General features: G+C 46.4%; 20 protein-coding genes. 5 read left to right on the top strand and 15 right to left on the bottom strand.

From position 1 onward, the window contains the following. Positions 1-379: 379 nt before the first annotated feature. The 4 genes from NST34_RS26845 to pdxR all read right to left on the bottom strand — a co-directional run bounded on the left by NST34_RS26845 (position 380) and on the right by pdxR (position 5,407). The gene (locus NST34_RS26845) at positions 380-1,375 is read right to left on the bottom strand and encodes an ABC transporter substrate-binding protein (protein WP_076285228.1); all 996 of its coding nucleotides are present in this window, start codon (positions 1,373-1,375) and stop codon (positions 380-382) included. Positions 1,376-1,592: 217 nt separating this feature from the next. After that, a complete protein-coding gene (gene gpmA, locus NST34_RS26850; RefSeq protein WP_042191518.1) occupies positions 1,593-2,336 on the bottom strand; it encodes a 2,3-diphosphoglycerate-dependent phosphoglycerate mutase in 744 nt (247 codons plus the stop codon). A gap of 547 nt (positions 2,337-2,883) precedes the next feature. Beyond that, entirely contained in the window at positions 2,884-3,669 is a 786-nt protein-coding gene (locus tag NST34_RS26855) for a helix-turn-helix domain-containing protein (RefSeq protein ID WP_042191520.1), read from the bottom strand. A 232-nt stretch (positions 3,670-3,901) separates the two neighbouring features. Continuing rightward, positions 3,902-5,407, bottom strand: coding sequence for a MocR-like pyridoxine biosynthesis transcription factor PdxR (gene pdxR / locus NST34_RS26860; RefSeq protein WP_341129122.1), 1,506 nt, complete (start codon positions 5,405-5,407; stop codon positions 3,902-3,904). 143 nt (positions 5,408-5,550) lie between these two features. Here pdxR and NST34_RS26865 point away from each other — a divergent pair, with 143 nt between their 5' ends. The 3 genes from NST34_RS26865 to NST34_RS26875 all read left to right on the top strand — a co-directional run bounded on the left by NST34_RS26865 (position 5,551) and on the right by NST34_RS26875 (position 7,916). Further along, the gene (locus tag NST34_RS26865) at positions 5,551-6,168 is read left to right on the top strand and encodes a pyridoxamine 5'-phosphate oxidase family protein (RefSeq protein ID WP_042191524.1); all 618 of its coding nucleotides are present in this window, start codon (positions 5,551-5,553) and stop codon (positions 6,166-6,168) included. Between the two features lie 178 nt (positions 6,169-6,346). Then, on the top strand, positions 6,347-7,648 hold the full coding sequence (locus NST34_RS26870) for an aminotransferase class I/II-fold pyridoxal phosphate-dependent enzyme (protein ID WP_341129602.1): 1,302 nt from the start codon (positions 6,347-6,349) through the stop codon (positions 7,646-7,648). A 148-nt stretch (positions 7,649-7,796) separates the two neighbouring features. Next, the gene (locus NST34_RS26875; protein ID WP_212567871.1) at positions 7,797-7,916 is read left to right on the top strand and encodes a YjcZ family sporulation protein; all 120 of its coding nucleotides are present in this window, start codon (positions 7,797-7,799) and stop codon (positions 7,914-7,916) included. Positions 7,917-8,057: 141 nt separating this feature from the next. On the opposite strand, the gene NST34_RS26880 is transcribed toward NST34_RS26875, so the two are convergent. The 5 genes from NST34_RS26880 to NST34_RS26900 all read right to left on the bottom strand — a co-directional run bounded on the left by NST34_RS26880 (position 8,058) and on the right by NST34_RS26900 (position 12,883). Next, complete coding sequence (locus tag NST34_RS26880) at positions 8,058-9,278, bottom strand: ABC transporter permease (protein WP_341129123.1); 1,221 nt, start codon at positions 9,276-9,278, stop codon at positions 8,058-8,060. A gap of 1 nt (position 9,279) precedes the next feature. Then, positions 9,280-10,026 carry an ABC transporter ATP-binding protein gene (locus NST34_RS26885; protein WP_076285232.1) on the bottom strand — a complete coding sequence of 249 codons (747 nt, stop codon included), beginning with the start codon at positions 10,024-10,026 and terminating at the stop codon, positions 9,280-9,282. Next, positions 10,023-11,525: a DEAD/DEAH box helicase gene (locus NST34_RS26890; RefSeq protein WP_341129124.1), complete on the bottom strand. Its 1,503-nt coding sequence runs from the start codon at positions 11,523-11,525 to the stop codon at positions 10,023-10,025. Before NST34_RS26890 ends, NST34_RS26885 begins: the two co-directional genes overlap by 4 nt. A 97-nt stretch (positions 11,526-11,622) precedes the next feature. Next, positions 11,623-12,399, bottom strand: coding sequence for an SDR family NAD(P)-dependent oxidoreductase (locus NST34_RS26895; RefSeq protein WP_076300333.1), 777 nt, complete (start codon positions 12,397-12,399; stop codon positions 11,623-11,625). A 28-nt stretch (positions 12,400-12,427) separates the two neighbouring features. Further along, entirely contained in the window at positions 12,428-12,883 is a 456-nt protein-coding gene (locus tag NST34_RS26900; protein WP_042130872.1) for a chemotaxis protein CheX, read from the bottom strand. A 253-nt stretch (positions 12,884-13,136) separates the two neighbouring features. On the opposite strand from NST34_RS26900, the gene NST34_RS26905 reads away from it, so the two are divergent. Then, complete coding sequence (locus tag NST34_RS26905) at positions 13,137-14,039, top strand: LysR family transcriptional regulator (protein WP_042191539.1); 903 nt, start codon at positions 13,137-13,139, stop codon at positions 14,037-14,039. 69 nt (positions 14,040-14,108) lie between these two features. Next, positions 14,109-14,918, top strand: a complete 810-nt coding sequence (locus NST34_RS26910; RefSeq protein ID WP_042191541.1) for a histidinol-phosphatase — start codon at positions 14,109-14,111, stop codon at positions 14,916-14,918. Positions 14,919-15,017: 99 nt separating this feature from the next. Here NST34_RS26910 and NST34_RS26915 read toward each other — a convergent pair whose 3' ends face one another. The 6 genes from NST34_RS26915 to sdhA form a co-directional block, all read right to left on the bottom strand. Beyond that, complete coding sequence (locus NST34_RS26915) at positions 15,018-15,758, bottom strand: NADPH-dependent oxidoreductase (RefSeq protein WP_341129125.1); 741 nt, start codon at positions 15,756-15,758, stop codon at positions 15,018-15,020. 174 nt (positions 15,759-15,932) lie between these two features. Further along, the gene (locus tag NST34_RS26920) at positions 15,933-16,475 is read right to left on the bottom strand and encodes a GNAT family N-acetyltransferase (RefSeq protein ID WP_341129126.1); all 543 of its coding nucleotides are present in this window, start codon (positions 16,473-16,475) and stop codon (positions 15,933-15,935) included. Positions 16,476-16,506: 31 nt separating this feature from the next. Next, positions 16,507-17,451: a metallophosphoesterase gene (locus NST34_RS26925; RefSeq protein WP_341129127.1), complete on the bottom strand. Its 945-nt coding sequence runs from the start codon at positions 17,449-17,451 to the stop codon at positions 16,507-16,509. Between the two features lie 19 nt (positions 17,452-17,470). After that, positions 17,471-18,262, bottom strand: a complete 792-nt coding sequence (locus NST34_RS26930; protein WP_341051834.1) for a DUF3891 family protein — start codon at positions 18,260-18,262, stop codon at positions 17,471-17,473. A gap of 188 nt (positions 18,263-18,450) precedes the next feature. Then, complete coding sequence (sdhB, locus tag NST34_RS26935) at positions 18,451-19,215, bottom strand: succinate dehydrogenase iron-sulfur subunit (protein ID WP_042130877.1); 765 nt, start codon at positions 19,213-19,215, stop codon at positions 18,451-18,453. 75 nt (positions 19,216-19,290) lie between these two features. Next, entirely contained in the window at positions 19,291-21,033 is a 1,743-nt protein-coding gene (gene sdhA, locus NST34_RS26940) for a succinate dehydrogenase flavoprotein subunit (RefSeq protein WP_341051832.1), read from the bottom strand. Positions 21,034-21,049: the final 16 nt, after the last annotated feature.

Genomic DNA, 21,049 nt, shown 5'->3' on the forward strand with positions numbered 1-21,049 from the left:
TACTGATTAAATCTAAACCGGTTTAGATTTTTTGCATAATTCTCCTAACTCATACTTACAAATTAAAACGTGCGAAAATGTTCATTAATTCCTCCTTTACTTTTTAAACTTACATTGAATACTATCATCAGAAATATCATCCTAACATAGAAAATCCTCATAGATTTATTGAATATACTCATGTATCACAGAATTCAAGTTTTTCAAAATAACTAAAAAGGCTCACTCGGCCGATAGCTAAACTTATAAACCGAAGTTAAGATGGGCCCATTATAAAACAGCTACATTAAAAATAGCAGGGAGAATCAGCATCGCTTAATGCCGATTCTCCCTGCTATAAAAACCAAATGCAAGTTCGTGAACTTTCGTTGAAGTAGAATTATTTTGCAGATAAAAGACTCTCAGTAATGTAATTTAACTGCGCTTCAAGCGTAACGGGATCACTATATGTATCAGCGGTTGGGTCCAGTTGGAATACGTTGCCTGCTTTTACGGCAGGAAGATGCTTCCACAAGGGGTTGTCATAGACGATTTTCGGATCGCTCGTATCGCCAGCCCATGGGCATGTGAATACAATATCTCCAGCAAATTGAGGCAGCTTCTCAAGGGAGATTGTTGCCCAACCAGTGCCGCTGTCTATAGCTTCTTTCTGCGCTTCAGGAGGTGCTTTCAGGCCAAATTCATTATAAATAATTTCTCCACCGCGCCCGTAGCTGTGACCGAATACGAATAGTCCACCGGAAAACGGATTTAGGATAGAAACGGTTTTGCCACCTACAGCTGCTAACACCTTAGGCTTCAATTCTTTGATTTTTTTGTTCCATTGTTCCACCCAAGCTTTAGCTTCGGCTTCTTTCCCCGTTAATGTACCGAAATCAAGCATTTGATCTCTGATAGTTTTTGCACCGTATTGAATGGCTACTACTGGCGCTATTTCGGCCAGCTTGTCGAGTCCTTCCATTCCGGAGAATACAACAATAAGATCAGGGTTCAGCTCTAAAATGTGTTCAAGAGATGGTTCATCCCCAAGGCCTTGAACGCCTTCCAGCATTCCTTCAAAGTAGGGACTGTTTAAGACACCATTCATAACACCAACCGGTTTGATACCTAACGCCAAGAAGTATCCAGTGTCGAAGGAGGTTAAATCGACAATCCGTTTCGGATGTCTGGGTACTTGAATATCTCCGTTACTTGCTTGATATGTAACCATGTCCACTTCGCTGGATGAGTCATTGGTGTTTGATGAAGATACGGCACTCTCTGTCCCATCTACTGAGGAGTTGTTATGCTCAACTGCTTGTCCGCAAGCTGCTAGCAGTAACGTTATAACCAAAGTAAACACAAGCAATAGATAAGTTTTTGGAGATTTAAACAAAATAATTCACTCCAATCGACATATTATATGATGATATTGATAATCATTATCAATGTAACTATATAGTATTATTCTATCATTGGCAATGGATAATATGTTAACATCTACTGCATTTACCTTTTGGACACCTACTACACACTAAAAATAAAAGGACAGCCCCATGGCTGTCCCTTAATCTTTTCAAGTCATTATATGCTCTTTACATCTGTTACGCCTATTACACATGTCCTTGCTTAGCAACATCACGCGCCTTGGCCGCAACCTGTTCCGGATCTCCTAAATAAAAGCGACTGATTGGATTAATGTCCTCATCCAGTTTGTACACGAGTGGTACTCCTGTAGGAATATTGAGCTCCAGCAGTGCTGCCTCATCAATATCTTCCATAAATTTGATCAACGCTCGCAGTGTATTGCCATGGGCTGAAATGAGCACCCGTTCCTTTTTACGTACAAGGGGAACGATGCGGTTTCTCCAGAAATCACCCACACGATGAACAGTATCTTCCAGACTCTCGCCTCGCGGAATATCCTCCGGACGAATACTGCTATAACGAATATCGTTTCTGGCATACCGAGGATCATTAAGCTCAAGCAGTGGAGGCCGAACCGATAAACTCCGTCGCCAGAGATGCAATTGTTCTTCACCGTATTTTATCGCCGTTTCACTTTTACTAAGTCCCTGAAGTGCACCATAATGCCGTTCATTCAGCTTCCAGGACTTTTGCACAGGAATCCATAGCAGATCCATTTCATCGAGAACATAGTTGAGTGTTTTGATCGATCGTTTGAGTACCGATGCAAAAGCTAGATCAAATGTATACCCTTCATCCTTCAAAAGCTTGCCAGCAGCCTTAGCCTCTTGAATACCCTTTTCGGTTAAATCCGGATCACTCCAACCCGTAAACAAATTCTGCACATTGTACTGGCTTTCACCATGACGTATCAGTACGATTTCGTACATTTTATCTCTCCTCCCACCTATATGCTCTCGAACTCTGTTACATCATGCAATAGATCATCGTGATAATCTCTAGTATGGGCGTTTTTTGGGCAATTGAATGTAAGATATGCAACAGAATGCAAAATTACCCTCACAGGAGATTTATTCTATTGTATCAAATACAACGAGAGGAACGGTAAATCCTTCAGTTTGCCATGCATAAATGCCTAGCGGCATCCTTAAAAGGACGGTAAGCGTTTATGTCTTATATTTCAAAAAAACCGGAAGCCTGTTGGCCCCGGTTATTTAAAGTCTTTGGTCATATCCAGCGATTGTATACCTGCTCAGTTTAGAACCAGCTATCTATGGCAAAAGCACTCGATTGTTTTAATCTTCTCAAACGGTTTCTAAAAAGTCCTGCGCCTCCACTTTTACAATCGGTGTTGCAGATTCGGCGTCTGATCATCATCCCATGCGTCTCCCCTTCCAAGAAGTTATGTAAATTCTCTGTAAACTAAACTGCAAAGTATTTACCCTTGGATGAAATAACTGAAACAACGAATGCAAATCAGCGGATCTCAGATGGACTTTTTCCGGTATACTGCTTGAACTGGCGGCTGAAAAAGAAAATGTCACGGTATCCAAGTGCATCCGCTACCTCAGTAACATTCATCCCAGCGTAGAGCAGCAAATGCTGAGCACGCTCAATCCGAGCTCGAATGACATAAGATTGAACGGAAGAGCCAGTAAGCTCCTTAAACTTAATTGAGAAATACCGCGGCGACAGCCCTGCACGTGCAGCAAGATCCTCTACGCGATGCGAAATCCCGGGATGTTGGCTCACATAGTTCGCTATTTCGTGAATAATCTCTGTTAAATGGTTGCTAGCATAACGTTCTACAGGCTTCACTCGGTCCTCCCTAAGCAGATGAATCATTAGTTGCTTTAGAACAAGCTGCCCTTCTTCCTCAGCCGCGTACGTATCCACTAGGAACAGCCGGACGTAACGAGCAAGCAGATGCTCAAATTCAACGGTTTCTGCAAGTACGCGATAGGGCAGCGGAACATCCGTCACCTCTCCGGTGACATCAAAATGAATATATGTAAGGACAAGTGGTCTTTGCGGATTATGAGTAGCGCTAGTATGGTCACCCGGACGGAACAAGAAGCAGCTCCCCTTGCCCACTTGGAAGGGTTCCCCGTTACGAATAACCGTCCCTTCCCCGCTCCATACATAGAATAAATCATAATTTTGCAGCGACTTCTCTCTTTTTTGCCATTTCCAGCTTGGTTCGCACACAATCTTCGCCAAGGCAGGTAATATAACAAAAGAGGATGGCGATGCGTGCAGCATAACGTTCCCTCCTAAAAGTTTTGTTAGCATAATCTACTTGAGTTACTCCGCAAAACTCGCTTCGTAAGCATTCACATTGTTTTGTTAGCATAATCTGCTTGAGTTACTCCGCAAAACTCACTTCGTAAGCATTCACATTGTTTTGTTAGCATAATCTACTTGAGTTACTCCGCAAAACTTGCATCGTTAGCATTCACTTCGTTTTGCTTCCCATCCCCACCATCATACCTTGTCATGTTGCAGTTTGTACATCTTCCCACGCCAAAAGCAGGCGCTTTATTCCTTCCTCCAGCTCCACAGCATTCAGATGGGCAAAAGCAAAACATGCGGCTGGCTCCCCCGGCGAAACTTGATATAACGCCACATCTCTGAAATCCGTGCCGCGCCTGTGCGCTGCCGCCCGGAATGCCACGAACTCTTCTCTACTGCGTAGCCACCGCGCATATACTTGCAGCCCCGCATCGCCAGGCAGCAGCTCAAACAGCTCATTAAGCTGTTCTGACAGCATTGCCCTAAGGATGCGACCGCGTTCACCATAAATGCGGGTCATCCGACGCAGATGACGGCCATAGCCGCCGGTATTCATAAACCGTGCCAAAGCCCGCTGTTCCAGCAGTCCGACTGGTAAAGGCTCATATAGCGCCTTGGCGGCGATCGTCGGTTTTACCAGAGAGGGTGGAAGCACTGCAAAGCCAAGCCGAAGGCCAGAGAACATCGTGTTTGAGAAGGAGCCAATATACACGACCCGTTCTCCGCGATCTAGCGCTTTTAATGGCTCGATTGGACGTCCCGACCACCGAAACTCACTGTCATAATCATCCTCAATGATTACCGCTTCATGTCGCTGCGCCCATTCCAGCAAGATACGCCTCCGTTCCAAAGGCAGCACCACACCTGTAGGAAATTGGCGACTTGGTGTAACAAACAACAGACGCGCATCCCAATCCTCCGGAATTAGACCGCTATCATCCAGCTTTCCTACCAGCAATCGCCCCCCATTGATCTCTACCGCTCGGCGAATCCCATGGAAACCCGGATCCTCGACAACCGCTTCGCCCCCTGCATCCAGCAGCAGCTGGGTCAAAATAACGATGCCTTGCATCGAACCGCTAAACAATACGATATGCTCTACATCCGCACGAATCCCACGGGTAATCCGCAGATGCGCAGCGATAGCTTTGCGAAGCCCTTCATCTCCTTCGGGAGGACAAGTGCTTTGCAGCATACCGCCTTCTTTCCCTCCAGCATACGTTAGCGCACTGCGCCATTCGGCGTAAGGAAAGTGCTCCATCCGCATACCGCCGCTAAGGAAGCTTACGACATTCTTGCTATGCTGCACGTACAAGGGTGTCGGGCGCGTGAGCAGTCGTTCTCCCCATGCCGAAAGTGGGATCGTTCTCTCAGATGCAGGGCCTCCCCCAGCAACATCTGCCACCTCACCCAAAGTCACATTTTCACGCTTATTATCTCCAGAAGCTGAAACAAAGCTATCTTTTGATACGAATGTCCCCCGTCCAGTCACCGTCCTTACATAACCATCAGCGAGCAACATTTCATACACCTGCGAGACCGATCCGCGTGACAAGTCATAGTGCATAGCCAGACTTCGTGTAGACGGCAGCTGAGTGCCACCCGGGAGAGTCCCCTCCAATATTCCAGCGCGAAGTGCATGATATAACGCTAAATATTTGTAGCGGTGTATCGCCAGATATTGATCGAATGCCAGCGTAATATTCATTGTTTCCCTCCTTGGCCAGCAAGTGGTCCATTAAAAACTATCTTAATTGGTCCTTTTTAATTGTCAACTACTCTACTATTCTTGAAAGAACATCTACATCGGAGCAAATGCTCTACACTATTAAGAAAAAGGACGTGAACCCTATGCGCAGAAAAGAATTTCAAGTAGATCAGGAGGAAGAATTGATCTCTTTTCTAGACGGAATGAGCTTCGGTTTTCTCGGTACAAGCGATGAACAGGGGCTACCGCGGGTGACACCGCTGAATTTTGTATATACAGATGGTTGTTTCTATTTCCACGGTAGTCATGCTGGTGGCAAAATGAAGGCGATCCGCAATCAGCAGAAGGTCTGCTTTACCGTAGCGGATGAGTATGCACTGATTCCGTCTTATTTTAGCGATCCAGAGATGGCCTGCCCAGCAACCGCATATTTTAAAAGTGTTACCGCCTATGGCATAGCCGAGCCCGTCGAAGACATTAGCGAAAAAGCCATCGTACTCTCCTTATTTATGAAAAAACTCCAGCCCGAGGGCGGCTATAATCAGATAGATGCAGAGGACCCTAAATACCGTCCCCGTCTAAAGGGCGTCGCGGTAGTGCGCATTACCCCAGATGAGATCACGGCGAAGTTTAAGTTTGGGCAGAATCTAAAAGAAGAAGGACGTTCCGGGGTCATTTCCGGCCTATCTGAAAGAAATCATCCACGTGATGAAGAAACCATTGAAATGATGAAAAAATACTGCCCCTACCACTCCGAATAATAGATAAGGATAAACCAGTTTCTCGTTCAAAATAAGCGCTACGTATAGTGTAAAACTTAAACTTCCTTAAATTTTAAAAAAACGTATCTTTCCAAGTGACGGTTGCAAGTGGCGGTGATATAATGTTAGGCAATGTTAACAGTATGTATCCCCAAAGAACCCTGGAAGGATGAAACTGATGAATCCACTAGCTGGACAATTAAACGAAAGTATCAAAGCAGGAAATGAACATGTATATGATATGCTCTCTACGCTTGGCAAAGAAATTTACTTCCCTAAGGAGGGTATCCTGAGTCAATCTGCTGAAGCAGGAGCTCACGCCAAGAAATACAACGCAACCATCGGTATTGCTACCGAAGGCGGTGTACCTATGCACCTCGGCGTCATTCAGGATAAACTTTCCGCTTACAATCCTAAGGATCTGTATAGTTACGCTCCTCCAGCAGGTAAACCAGAGCTGCGTACTGTATGGCGTGAAAAGATGCTGCGCGAAAATCCATCGCTAGAAGATAAAACCATCAGCAATCCTGTTGTAACCAACGCCTTGACTCATGGGCTTAGCATTGTCGCTGACCTCTTCGCTGAGCCAGGTGACGCTATCATCTACCCAGATAAGAACTGGGAAAACTATGAACTAACCTTCGGAATTCGCCGCCATGGGGAGACCATTAACTATCCGCTTTTTACAGAAGAAATGACCTTTAACAGTGCGGGTCTTGAAGAAGCGCTACTGGCTCAAAAAGAACGCGGAAAAGCGATCGTTCTGCTGAACTTCCCTAACAATCCTACAGGATATACTCCAGGGATTAAGGAAGGCGATGAAATCGTCGCAGCTATCCTTCGTGCGGCTGAGGAAGGCATTAACGTAGTTGTCGTAAGTGATGATGCCTACTTCGGACTGTTCTTTGAAGACTCACTAAAGGAATCATTATTCGGTAAGCTTGCTCATCTGCACCCACGTGTGCTTCCAATCAAAATTGACGGTGCAACTAAAGAAGAATTCGTCTGGGGCTTCCGTGTTGGCTTCATCACTTATGCCTCGGAAGACAAGGGTTTGCTGGCTGCATTGGAGCAAAAAACATTAGGCATCATTCGCGCCACTATTTCCAGCGGTGCACACCCATCACAGACCTTCGTATTGGATGCATTGAAATCTCCACAATTCGAAGAGCAGAAGGAAGAGAAGTTCCAAATCATGAAGGGCCGTGCGAATAAAGTAAAAGCGCTGCTCGATAGCGGCAAATACGGCGATGACGTATGGACGTATTATCCTTTTAACTCCGGCTACTTCATGTGTCTGAAGCTGCATACTGTTTCGGCTGAAGCTCTTCGGCTTCACCTGATTCATAATTACGGACTGGGCACTATCGCTCTCGGTGAAACAGATCTGCGGATTGCTTTCTCTTGTATCGAAGAAGAACAGCTCGAAGATCTGTTTGATCTTGTATACGCAGGCGTTCGTGATCTGGAAAAAGCTTAACAAATCTTTCATATTCCTTCCAATCAGCTCCGTTTCTACGGGGCTGATTTTTTTCTGGACTCCTCCGGCATTGGCCTATACATGCTTCTCTCTCCGCACATACAATACGATGTACTCAAGTACAACACACACCGAAAGGGGAATGAACATGAGCGAAGAAGTAAGAGGCGGATTTAACGGTTGTTGTGGCGGTGGATTCACAAGCACTGGCGCCATTCTGGTTCTCTTTATCCTGCTGGTAATCATCAGCCGTTCACTCTTTGTCTAACTAAAGATGACAGTCTCGGGAGAGAGCCTTGAGCTCTTTCCCTTTTCCAGTGGTACACCTCATTCCCCACACAAAAAAAGGCTCCCTCATCCGTAGAATCCTCTACTTTTGAGAAAGCCTTTTTTATTTTGAAATAATCTCTTACAAATCCTCATCAACCATCCGTGCTGCTTTGCGGGACAAGTATCCCTTAAACAGAAAGGATACCAGAATCCCTGCTGCAAAGGTACCAATCACTGGTAGTAGGCGGTCGCCTATAGAGGCTAAGAAAGGTAAACCAAGAATCAGTGCCACTACCAGATGCGCGCGGAATACGAATTGCGTTGTGTTATCCGCCTTACTACCTTCAGGAAAGGGATACACTGTCAACCAAAAAGACTCACTATGCAATTTGCGGAGTGCCGACAATTGTACACCAATAATGAACAGGAAGAACAAATAGATGGCTGTACCGAAGTAACTGTCATGGTTCAACCAATTCAGCAGCAAAGCCAGTACCGAAATCCGCATAATGATTCCGAAGATATCTCCTCGGGCGAAGCTTTTGGTCAGCAGATAGCGGTAAGCCGTATCCTTACGCCAAGGCAGCCGAGCCCCCCATTTGGAAAGATAACGACGAGGATATACCCGTTGCTCACGGCCCGGTACATCCACGAACCAACCCAGAACCATCAGGGCGCGTCCACCTTGATTTTTTTCCATGGCGATTAGTCTTTCCCAAGGTACGGCGTGGCGTCCAGGTACGGATAGTGCAACAAGATAGGCTGCTGCTAATAGCGCCATAAATATCAGGCTTCTACCGGCAGGCTGCCACAACCAAGCGGCAATAATTAATCCTCCTACTGCCCAGCGTAAGAAAGTGAATATGCCTGCCATCGGACGCGACAGCATAGCTATCTCTTTCCATAAGCCGTAACTCGCGATTAGCTTCACAGCAATCAGAATCAATATTGTAAATAACAGCCGCTTAGGCGAGTCATCTGTACGTATGTACAACGGCCAAAGGGTAATGAGTACAAATAACAATCGAACAATCTTCCATACGTTCCCACTCACCCACGAAGGTGCGAAATATTCCTTCATTCGATGTCCTTGAGGCAATAGAAAGATCGTATCCGGAGTCTGCAAATAGGTGCGGAAGCTGCTATTTACTGCTGCAGGCAGCAGTATTGCAAGCATAATCCAGCGGATGGGAATGCCTTCAGGCACATTCTGTAACAACGATGTATACCAAGCAGAGAAGACAATCAACACAAAGAGGAAGACCATAGCTACGCCGCTTTGAATGATATATCCCACATAAGGAAGCATACTTCCCATGAATCGACCTCGCCGCGTGCGCCACAGCTCTTTCAAATCCATATTATTTCCCTCCCTGAACCAGCTCGTAGAACAGCTGCTCCAAAGTCAGCCCCTGTAGTCCAGTGGTTGCCGCAATTTCTGCCAGCGTTCCCTGAGCAATCACCTTACCTCTATGCAGCACAATAAAGCGGTCGCAATAATTCTCAATGGTAGAAAGAATATGAGAGCTAAGCAGAATAGAGGAGCCTGATTTTTTCAGATCCATCATGAAATCAAGCAGAGAGCGAATCCCGAGCGGATCCAGTCCTAAAAAGGGCTCATCGATCACATATAATGCAGGGCGTGCCACGAAAGCGCACATGATCATGACCTTCTGCTTCATCCCTTTGGATAGATGAGTCGACAACGTGTCCATCTTATCTTCCATATGGAACAGCTTGGCTAGATGTAAGGTGCGAGTTTCGTAGTCACTTTGTTCTACCCCATACGCTCTTGCTGTAAATTCAACATGCTCACGTACTGTCATTTCATCATACAGAAGAGGCGATTCAGGTACAAAACTCAAAGCATTGTGATATCCGATGGGATCTTCAGCACGAGTCTTGCCCTTTACTGTGATATCGCCCTTATGGGGCGACATCAATCCTAGAATATGCTTCATGGTCGTACTTTTTCCTGCTCCATTTAAACCAATTAAACCAACCATCTCGCCAGGCTGCACCTGAAGTGCAATATCATGCAGCACCGGCTTATTCAGGCTGTATCCACCACTGAGGCCCGTAATTTGCAATACGGGAGAATTATTCATTGACCGTCACCTCTCGGAGTTTTGTCTTTCAACCACTTTGGTGCTCCTTTATTCTTACGGTTCTTCTCACGTTCCGCATTGCTGCTGCGTTTGCTTCGTGCAGGAGTAGCACCTCCACGCGCGCCTGCAGAAGGGTTCACACTGCGCTGAGAATCGCGCTGTGATTCTACGCTTGCCTCACTTGTCTGGATCGTTGCCAGTCTTTTAACAGGTTGCTGCTCTGTGCTGGTTGTAGACGGCTGAGTTCCTGCATTCCCAGATGTTCGCGCCTGTGGCTTACTGCTGCGCGGAGAAGAAGCATCGCGGCGTTGTCCGCTGCTCTCATTTCGTCCCCGTCCACTATTCAAAGCGTTGCGCGCTTCATCTGTTGCTAGCACCTTGCCACCGACCATTTCCCGCTCTTCAAGGGCAATATCCAGTTCACGCGCAAATTTACGCATAATAAAGGTCTGCTGCTCTGTCACAATCGTTACGGATAATCCGCGTTTTCCCATCCGACCCGTACGACCCGCACGGTGTACATAATGCTCGGAATCAAAGGCAGGATCGAAGCTTACTACCAGTGACAAATTCTCAATATCCAGTCCTCTGGCAGCTACATCACTGGCAACAAGCACACGGAATTTCCCTTCGCGGAAACGTGACAGTACATTACTGCGCGTTACTTTATCAGCATCACCGTAAAGTGCGGCTGCGGTCAGTCCAAGATGGTTTAGCTTAGCCTCTACCTCTGCAATATCATCAGTCGCATTCACGAACACAATCGCCTTATCTGGATTGTAATGACGGATGACCCGACGCAGCATGTCTATTTTGTTGCGTTCTTCAGTTACAACGTAATGATGCTCTAAACTCTCTGCTGTCATGACACCAGGAGCAATTCCAACCTCTGCCGGGTTCTTCATTTCACGATTTGCCAAGGCTTTCGTCTCCGGACCAATGGTTGCAGACAGCATAACGAGCTGGCGTGAACGCAGTGCGCTGCTAACAATTTTCGTTACCTCTCCGGCCCCGCTTAGCTGAAACATTTGGTCCGCTTCATCTAGAACGATCGTGCTGACTTCATGCATCTTTAACTTGCGAAGACCAATCAATTCACGAATCCGGCCAGGGGTTCCCACAACAAGCTGTGGATGCTCACGCAGTTTGTCAATCTGGCGTTTGATGGCTGCCCCGCCAATAAGACCCATTACTCGAATCCCACGGTGTTCGCCATAACGTTCCGCCTCACGTAAGATTTGCATCGCCAGCTCCTGTGTAGGGGCGAGCACCAGCTTTTGGACCACCTTCTGCTCCGGGTTGATCGTTTGAAGCAGAGGCAACAGATAGGCCAAGGTCTTACCCGTTCCAGTCTGGGAAGCAGCAATAACATCTCTTCCCTCCAGCAGAAGTGGAATCGTCTGCTCTTGTACAGGGGATGGAGCGTTAATACCGAATTCCGACAATCGGGCAACTAGGTCTTCCTGAATGCCGATAGCCGCAAAAGAAGCTTTATTCATAAGTGTAATTCATCCTTTTCGCTTGAGATAATATCTTCATTATATGCCAAAAAGGCCTCTCCACCAAATGGAAGGCCAATAATGCTGACGGCAGGCTCTATTTTCTGTTCATCGCATTATAAGTAAGCTTGTCCGCCAAGCGAGGAAACAGACCATAAAGCCGAATACCAAACCCTGCCAGACCCGGAAGATCAATCTCTTCTTTGCCAGTTTCCATGACCTTTACGATCTTGGAAGAGACATGTTCTGGTGTCATCATCATCCGAGCTACGCTCTTTTCATAATTGCCGGAAGGGTCAGCCGTTTTGAAAAAATCAGTGGCAATGGGACCAGGGTTCACAGCCGAGACGATGATTCCGCTCTTCCGCAGCTCCTGACGGAGTGCATTCGTGAATCCGAGAACAGCATGCTTGGTGGCTGTATAGGCTACCGATTTGGCTGTACCGATCTTCCCTGCCATAGAAGCCACATTTACGATCTGGCCACTTCCCCGCTCTAACATATGTGGAACAACAGCCTTCGTACAGCGAACAATCCCCATATAGTTAACATCCATCATATCATCAAACTCATGAGGCTCCATCTCTGTAAAAGCGGCGAATTTACCGTAACCAGCATTATTTAGCAAAATATCAATTCTGCCGTAAGTCGCCAAAATTTGAGCAAAGGTCTCTTGTACACCGTCGGCATCTGTTACATCGCATGTATACAGTCCAAAAACGCCCGGAATACCGGCCGCCGTTTCTTTCAACTTCGCTTCGGAACGTGCCAAAAGGATCGGAATCGCACCTTGCTTACTAAGCATTTGTGCGGTTAATGCACCAATACCGCTGGATGCTCCTGTAATCACAACAACCTTATCTTTAAGTACCATAAAAAGTATTTCAGCTCCTAACTCTTGCCTAAGAGATCATCACCTGAATATCCATCTCTCCAACCCCATCCATCAACAATGGAATACTAAGTGCTCTGCGAGGCAAAAAGGACATGCTCTCAAGCTTCATAATTTGGGGAGGACTTATATCCACTGAAACCCCCTGATTATATAGAATCGTACTAGCATTTCCACTGATCATATTGCCCAGCTCTGAAATTGCACTCTGACCCATCTCATCCATCTCCGTAATCACATAGCCGCCCATCATAATCGATACCATTCGCAAGGCTACCTGCTCTGCGATACCAAATATAATATTTCCGCTCAGCTGGCCTGTCATTCCCACTTGAATCCATATATGATTATCGATCAGTTCAATTTCTTTGATGCCTAAATTCCCAGTGGAAGGCGAGACCTGAATCACTTGTTCTATAACTGTCCGTGCAGATTCTAAAAACGGATTAATTACTTCTGCTTTCATGAAAGTCCTGTCTCCCCCTTTATCGTGCTTTAGTCATATACCAAAAGTCCCAAGTAATATGGATTTATTATACTTTATATATCGGCACAATTCAGCAAAAATTAATGTACATGTCGAATTCGAACCCAAGTTTGTTTATGTTGCAACATTGCTCTGTCGGGTATTATCTCCTATAATTTAAATCAAATGCCAACATGGAACGTAATATTTTACCCCATCACTTTCATATTTGCTTGTCCAAAGGAGGTATTCCATGAACATCAGCCAGCTGGAGACACTAATAACGATCTCCAAAACGATGAGCTTTCGCAAGGCCGGAGAACTGCTTAACTTGACCCAACCAGCGGTTTCAGCACAAATCAAGAGCCTTGAAGAAGAGTTCAAAACACAGCTGGTTGACCGGAACCAGCCTGTTACGTTAACCGATCGAGGAACTGTATTTCTGGAGCATGCGGAACAAATTGTGACGATTGTCGAGGAGCTTAAACAGAGACTTGCGGACCTTGAAGATAATCCCCAAGGACATATTATTCTCGGCACTACTACCTCTATCGCCATTCAAATTTTGCCGCGTATTTTGTCCTATTTTAAAGACCAGTTCCCTCATATCAAAACATCTATTTCCTCTATGTCCTCGTCTCAAATTTATCAACATGTCGAGAATGGCATTGTCGATGTCGGCATTGGCTATTTGATCGGACGAAGTCCGAGTATGACTACTTCCATTCTTTATTATGATACATTCGAGTTGGTGGTCTCACCTAGACACCCCCTGGCTCAAGTTAAGACTGCAGGTATAGAAGCCCTAAACAAAACCCCGCTAATTCTGCTCTCACCGGATACAGTGGGCCGTAAATTTGCCGACGAGGTATTCTCCAAGCATGGCATAGAGCCACAGGTAATTATGGAACTGACCAGCAGCGAGGAAGTGAAACGGATGGTAGAACTCGATTTAGGTGCAGCCATTATTTCCAAGCAGTCAGTGACCGCTGAGGTGCGAGCCGGTTCCCTCAAAATTGTGCCTATTATTGAATTGGAAGTCACGCATCCTGTAGGCGTCATAACGAAGTCTGGAAAATACGTGAACTCAGCCATGAGACAGTTTCTCAGCGATCTCAAAGGTATGCCGGAGACACAATTTATTGGATCTGAATAAAAAACATCCAATAGTGGAATCGATACTTCTGAGCTAATTGCATAACCTTGTTTAAAGGAGTTGATCTTGATGAAATTTGACCTGCATACACATCATTTTCGCTGTGGCCATGCTGATGGAACGATTAGAGATTATATCGAAGCCGGAATTTCAGCAGGTTTAGGGGTAATAGGCATTTCTGATCACACCCCATATTTCGGAAGCCCTTCCGAGCAAGCTTTTCCTCTAATTGCTATGGGTAAGTCCGAATTCTCAAACTATGTTGAGGAAGTCCTCTCCCTCAAAAAAGAATACGAAGGTGTAATCGACGTTCTGCTAGGTATTGAATCAGACTACTTCCCTGAGCATGCCGAGCTTTACCGCAAAACATTATCCGCCTACCCTTTTGATTATGTGATTGGATCGGTACATAGTGTTGGTGGCGTCAGTATCTTTAACAAGGGTCGCTGGAAAGGGCTTAGCAAAAATGAACAGATTCGTGTGAAGTCTGATTATTATCGATTGATTGCTGATTCCGCCCGCAGTGGCATGTTTCAAATTCTCGGACACATTGATGCGATGAAGGGAAATTATCCTGCTTTTTCAGAAATTCCTGCTCCAAAGCCAATTGATGACTGTCTGCAAGTAATTAGTGAATGTGGCGTGGCGATCGAAATTAATACCTCAGGCGGAACCAAGCTGGTTGGCGGTTGGTATCCATCAGAAGATATACTGGAGCGTGCACATCATTTTGGCGTTGAGGTTACTTTCGGTTCGGATGCGCATAAGCCGTCCCGAGTCGCAGAAGACCGAGATGCGGTAGCTGCACAGCTAAAAGCGATAGGTTTTACACATTGGGTTTATTACAAGCAGCGCGAGAAAATTAAAGTTTCACTGTAAAGATTTCTTATATTTCGAACAAATGCACCAAGCGTTATTGGTTTAGGGGTGGGGTTACCCTCCGTTAAACCAATCTCCGCTTGGTGCATTGTCGTTTATTTATAGGTTGTCGCAGGTAAACCCTTGCTGCTTCAGTATGCGCTTCGCATCCCCATATTCCGGGTTGATATCGTAAAAATGAGCAATCGTGCTCGTCCAATCTCTCTCCGTTAATCCCTGCTGCTGCATATATTCACGGTGGGTTTGATTATACGCCTCCAGGAGGCCTTCCACATCCGGATTGTATTGTTCCTCATGAAACACCGCTTCCAGCGGCAGCCGCGGCTTCTGTGCGGTCTCTTCGGCTGGATATCCGACACAGAGCCCGACGATAGGAAATACGTACTCCGGCAGCTTCAACAGATCAATAACGCCTGCTGTATTGCGCCGGACACCCCCAATAGGGATGATCCCAAGTCCCATGGATTCTGCCGCTGCAATCGCGTTAGCCACTGAGATACCAACATCTGTAGCTCCAACGAGCAGAGCATCTACATCTTTTACCGCTTCAAAAGACTTGCCTTCCATTTTACTTGCTAATTTCGCTCTATAGAAGTCCATGCAGAACACCAGAAAGATGGGGGCTGCTGCTACATGCTTCTGATTGCCGCACAAGACCGAAAGCTGCTGCTTACGCGCAGGATCCTTGATAGCTATAATGGAGACCTGCTGTCCATGAACCCATGAGGGCGCTGCTTGGGCCGATTCGATCATTATCTTTAGCTTATCCGGCTCCACTTGTAGATCAGAATACTGCCGGAAAGAACGGTGATTCATTAACGTCTGTATTACATCATTCAAGATGTTACGCCTCCTTCTCAATTCATTCGACTGTTTGTTAATCATAAACGATCGGATTAGGTCCTGACAAAAAAAATGGACCCGAATCATCGGGTCCCAAAGCAGTATATTTTTAAAAGGGGGTCATGTACTTAGTTTAACCGGACACTGTTAGAGTTTCATAACGGCATTATTTCATTTGTGTAACAATGTGAATACTTTCATTACATCGTCCAAGGAGCCTACTCTGGGCATCACTCGCTCCAGCATCATGCCGTTCTTAAGCATCACACGTTCGGATCTAATATTATCTCCTCGGCAGCGCCCTTCGATCCGCGTGATTCCAAGCGTATGAACACTGTAATTTAAAAATAAGCCAACCGCCTCTGTCGCCAATCCGCCTCCCCAGTACACCGGGTCTAGCATATATCCTAAAGTGGCCTTGCCCTCACGGCGGTTCCAATGCTGTAAAGCAACAATACCGATCAACTTCTGCTGCTCCTTCAAATAGATACCCGCATGTAACGCGCAAGGATCGAATGCGAATAACATCCGGTTCACCAGCTTCTCCACCTGAGCAAGTTCTGATCCAGCTCCGGTGCGTATTTGAATATGAGCTTGCACTTCTGGGTGGGAGAGCAGTTGCTGCAAATGACAGGCATCCTCGGGCGGAATCATCCTAAGGTCAACCGCCACACCTTGTTGCGTCTGGAACGATACTGCCTCATAAGTGCTCATACTCTCTCCTCCATGCAGCTAAAATATCAGCCTATTCATCCGATGAATGGTGCAATGTCAGCACCGTTAATTCAGGCCTACATAGAAAACGAAAAGGCATGACTGTTTCGCCAAAACCTCTATTCACATACACTGGCATGCGCTTGGTATCTGTATAATACAATCCATTTATGTACTTTTGAGACCCATAAGGGGTGAATGGCGCACCTAGAAACGGCAGGCGAATCTGTCCTCCATGGCTGTGCCCGGATAGCTGTAGGTGAAATGAATGAGCCTCTGCTATATCAGCATAATCCGGTTCATGCATCATCAGAACGGTAAAGATTCCTGCAGGTACACCCTTGAGTGCCTTCACAGGGTCAGGCTCGCCATGCAGCAGATCATCCAGTCCGGTCACAGCCATAACTGCCCCGCCTCTTTTTAGAAGATAAGATTCATTCCTTAGCACCCGGAAACCAGCAGATGTAAACAACTCGATAATCCGCTTCGTATTCTTGAAATCATGGTTGCCTAGCACCGCATATTTTCCTAGTGGAGCATTCAGCTCTGCCAATACAGGTATGGCATCTACAAGATCCTCAGGGTTGCTGTCCACGATGTCACCTGTAAAGCATATAAGATCCGGTTCCTCCTTAGCGATACGTTCTGCAAGTCGAGCCAGATCACGGGCATCCTTATTAAACCCAAGGTGAGTATCACTGAAATGGACAACCTTCATGCCTGAAAAAGCAGAGGGAATATCTTTGAAGGACAACTTCAGCTTAGTAACCTGAATCCAGTTGGGCTCCCCTTGCCAAGCGTAACCACTTGTGAGCAAGCCTGCGCCGATTACAGTAGCCGCACCTCGAACCAGGAATTGCCGTCGGGTCATTGTTGTCTTGCCCTTAGATCGACGTCCAGAGGCACTAGAGTGGGTGCCTTTACCTGAATGATTATTTTTCTTATTGGGAGAAGCCCCAGACGATTGTATCTTCATACGGAGTTTCTCCTTCCCTTCAGCTTTCGTTTAGAGCCGTCAGTACAATTCTACATTCTTCCTCTGGCGTATCACGGTATGCGGGTGCGATGCCTCTATTAGCAATTTCTGATCGTTGGACTCGTTTCAGCATAAAGGCTACTTCCACCGTCTTCTTAAAGGGAAAAGGATCCAGCACTAACGTTGACTTATCTTTCCACTCCACGGTTATCGTACGACCTGACGTAAAACTGAAATCTTCACTGCCAGAGAATCCTTCACGCCACCATGGATGCTCCTCAGATTTCGGGCTACCCGGTTCATTTAAAGCCAAATATAGAGATAAGTCATCGCAGAATTCCAAAAGACGGGCATCATAATACAGCTCATCTTCACCAATAGGTTTAGATACTTCCAGTTCTCGGTGAATACGGGATCTACGTTCCTCTTCATGCTCTTGATATAAAGTCAGTTCTGGATAATCCAGTCCCGAAATCTTAATGAGTCGTTCAAAATGCAAGCTGCACAAAAGCGCTCCATAAGGTGTCCGCGCCTCGATCTCATCAAGTCCTCGCTTATAAAAGGTCAGCTTCGGCACTACAGGAAAATCAATAAAGCTGTAAGGCGCGTGTTCCGCATCGTTCCAAAAGGGCGTCTCATCCAGATCAATCCAGCCCCGGTCATGTTCAGCTACCGCCCAAAGCACCTCATCCCGGCGTCCTTCTTCTGGCACATGCTCTTCCTTAAACCAAATGGCAAGCTCTCCAGCTAACTTCCCGTGATCATGCTGTTTAACCATTACAATTGCTCCATCATGCTCCCGACAAATCACGATTATTCCTCCCTGTTGTTCCACACCTAACGTACGTTAACAATGGATATTATAGCATATGCTATTCATTCTTCTGAGCTAGACGAATTTCCTATTCCCTACCAATTATAAACAAAAAAGCTATCCTCAGCGAATATAAATCCACCATTGAGGATAGCTCCATATTAAAGATCCGGCGGTACTACTTATTACACACCTAACCAGCGTTTGAACATATGTTTTGTCGTCTGCTTATTAATTTCTGCAATGGAGGTGGTAAGAGGAATACCTTTTGGACAAGCGCGCACACAGTTCTGTGAGTTACCACAACCGTCAATACCGCCATCTTCCATCAATGCGTCCAATCTTTCATCCGCATTCATTTCACCTGTAGGATGAGCATTGAACAGGCGTACTTGAGAGATGGCTGCGGGTCCGATGAAATCCGTCTTCTCGTTGACATTCGGACAAGCTTCCAAGCATACGCCGCAAGTCATACACTTAGATAATTCATAAGCCCACTGCCGTTTCTTCTCCGGCATACGTGGTCCCGGCCCAAGGTCATACGTACCATCGATTGGAATCCAGGCCTTTACTCGTTTCAGTGCGTTGAACATCCGGGTACGGTCAATCACTAAGTCACGCACCACCGGAAATGTCTTCATTGGCTCAATGCGTACAGGTTGTTCAAGATTGTCTATAAGCGCTGCGCAGGCTTGGCGAGGTTTGCCGTTGATCACCATCGAGCAAGCTCCGCATACTTCTTCTAGACAGTTGGAATCCCAGCATACCGGAACGGTGCTGTCACCTTTGGCATTCACAGGGTTACGCTGAATTTCCATCAAAGCACTGATTACATTCATACCCGGACGATAAGGGAGCTCAAATTCCTCAACATAAGATGAGCTTTGTGGATCGTCCTGGCGGGTGATGATAAACTTTACGTTTTTGGGAGCTGTAGCAGTTTCCGCCATAATGGTTCCCTCCTCAAATTGCCTAATTTTATTTCATTAAGCTTGCCTCGCAAGCTGTTTCACTGCTGGGAAAGATTAATCCTTCGAATAATCACGGACCCGTGGAGGGATCAGTGAGACATCGACTTCGTCGTAAGAGATTTGCGGACCGTCTGCAGTCCAAGCTGCTTTCGTGGTCTTCAAGAATTCCTCATCATTACGATCCGGGAATTCCGGCTTGTAATGAGCGCCGCGGCTCTCATTGCGCATAAGCGCTCCCAGTGTCATCGCTTCGGACAGCTCCAGCATGTTCCATAGCTGACGGGTGAAAGCTACACCTTGGTTATTCCAGCGTGACGTATCGTTCATATTGATATTGCGATAGCGTTCTTTAAGCTCTTTGATTTTGCCAATGGTCGCTTCCAGCTTCGGATTATGCCGTACAACCGTCATATTGGCGGTCATCCATTCGCCCAGTTCCTTGTGAATCACATAAGCATTCTCTGTACCTGACATCGCTAGCAGAGACTCATATTTGTCCGTCTGCTTTTTGTGGAAGCTATCATATACAGAAGAAGAGATATCTTGTGACGATTTCTTCAGACCTTTAATGTATTCAACAGCCTTTGGTCCAGCAACCATACCACCGTAAATGGCAGATACCAGAGAGTTAGCGCCTAGACGATTCGCTCCATGATATTGATATTCACATTCGCCTGCCGCAAACAGACCAGGAATGTTTGTCATTTGGTTGTAATCAACCCACATACCGCCCATGGAATAGTGCACAGCCGGGAAGATTTTCATTGGTATTTTACGAGGGTCATCCCCCATGAATTTTTCGTAAATTTCAATAATCCCGCCAAGCTTCACGTCCAGCTCTTTCGGGTCCTTGTGAGAGAGGTCCAAATACACCATATTCTCACCGTTAATGCCCAGCCCTTGATCCACACACACATTAAAAATTTCACGTGTAGCAATATCGCGCGGCACCAAGTTACCGTAGGACGGATATTTTTCTTCGAGGAAATACCACGGTTTCCCGTCTTTATAAGTCCAGATACGGCCGCCTTCGCCACGTGCTGATTCCGACATTAAGCGGAGCTTGTCATCTCCTGGAATAGCCGTTGGGTGAATCTGGATAAATTCTCCATTGGCATAATGTACGCCCTGTTGGTACACCGCACTTGCTGCTGTGCCTGTATTAATTACGGAGTTCGTTGTTTTACCAAAAATAATACCAGGCCCGCCGCTAGCCAAAATAACAGCGTCTGCAGGAAAAGTCTCAATCTCCATCGTCTTGAGATTCTGGGCACTTATGCCGCGGCATACACCTTCGTCGTCGACGATGGCCGAGAGGAACTCCCAGTTCTCACGTTTCGTTACAAGACCTTCGGACTCCCAGCGGCGCACTTGCTCATCCAGCGCATACAAAAGCTGTTGGCCTGTCGTTGCGCCAGCAAATGCAGTGCGGTGACGCTTCGTTCCGCCGAAACGACGGAAGTCGAGTAATCCCTCAGGTGTGCGGTTGAACATTACGCCCATCCGGTCCATAAGGTGGATGATACCCGGTGCTGCTTCACACATCGCCTTGACCGGTGGCTGATTCGCCAGGAAGTCACCGCCGTAAACGGTATCGTCGAAGTGCTCCCAAGGAGAGTCGCCCTCCCCTTTCGTATTTACCGCGCCGTTGATGCCGCCTTGCGCACAAACGGAGTGTGATCTTTTTACAGGCACTAATGAGAATAATTGAACATGCGCACCGGACTCCGCTGCCTTGATGGTAGCCATCAGGCCGGCCAGACCGCCACCCACGATAATGATATTTGCTGTTGCCATGATAGTTCACTCCCTT

This window comes from Paenibacillus sp. FSL H7-0714, from assembly GCF_038003765.1.
In the GTDB taxonomy this organism is placed as follows: Bacteria; Bacillota; Bacilli; order Paenibacillales; family Paenibacillaceae; genus Paenibacillus_AQ.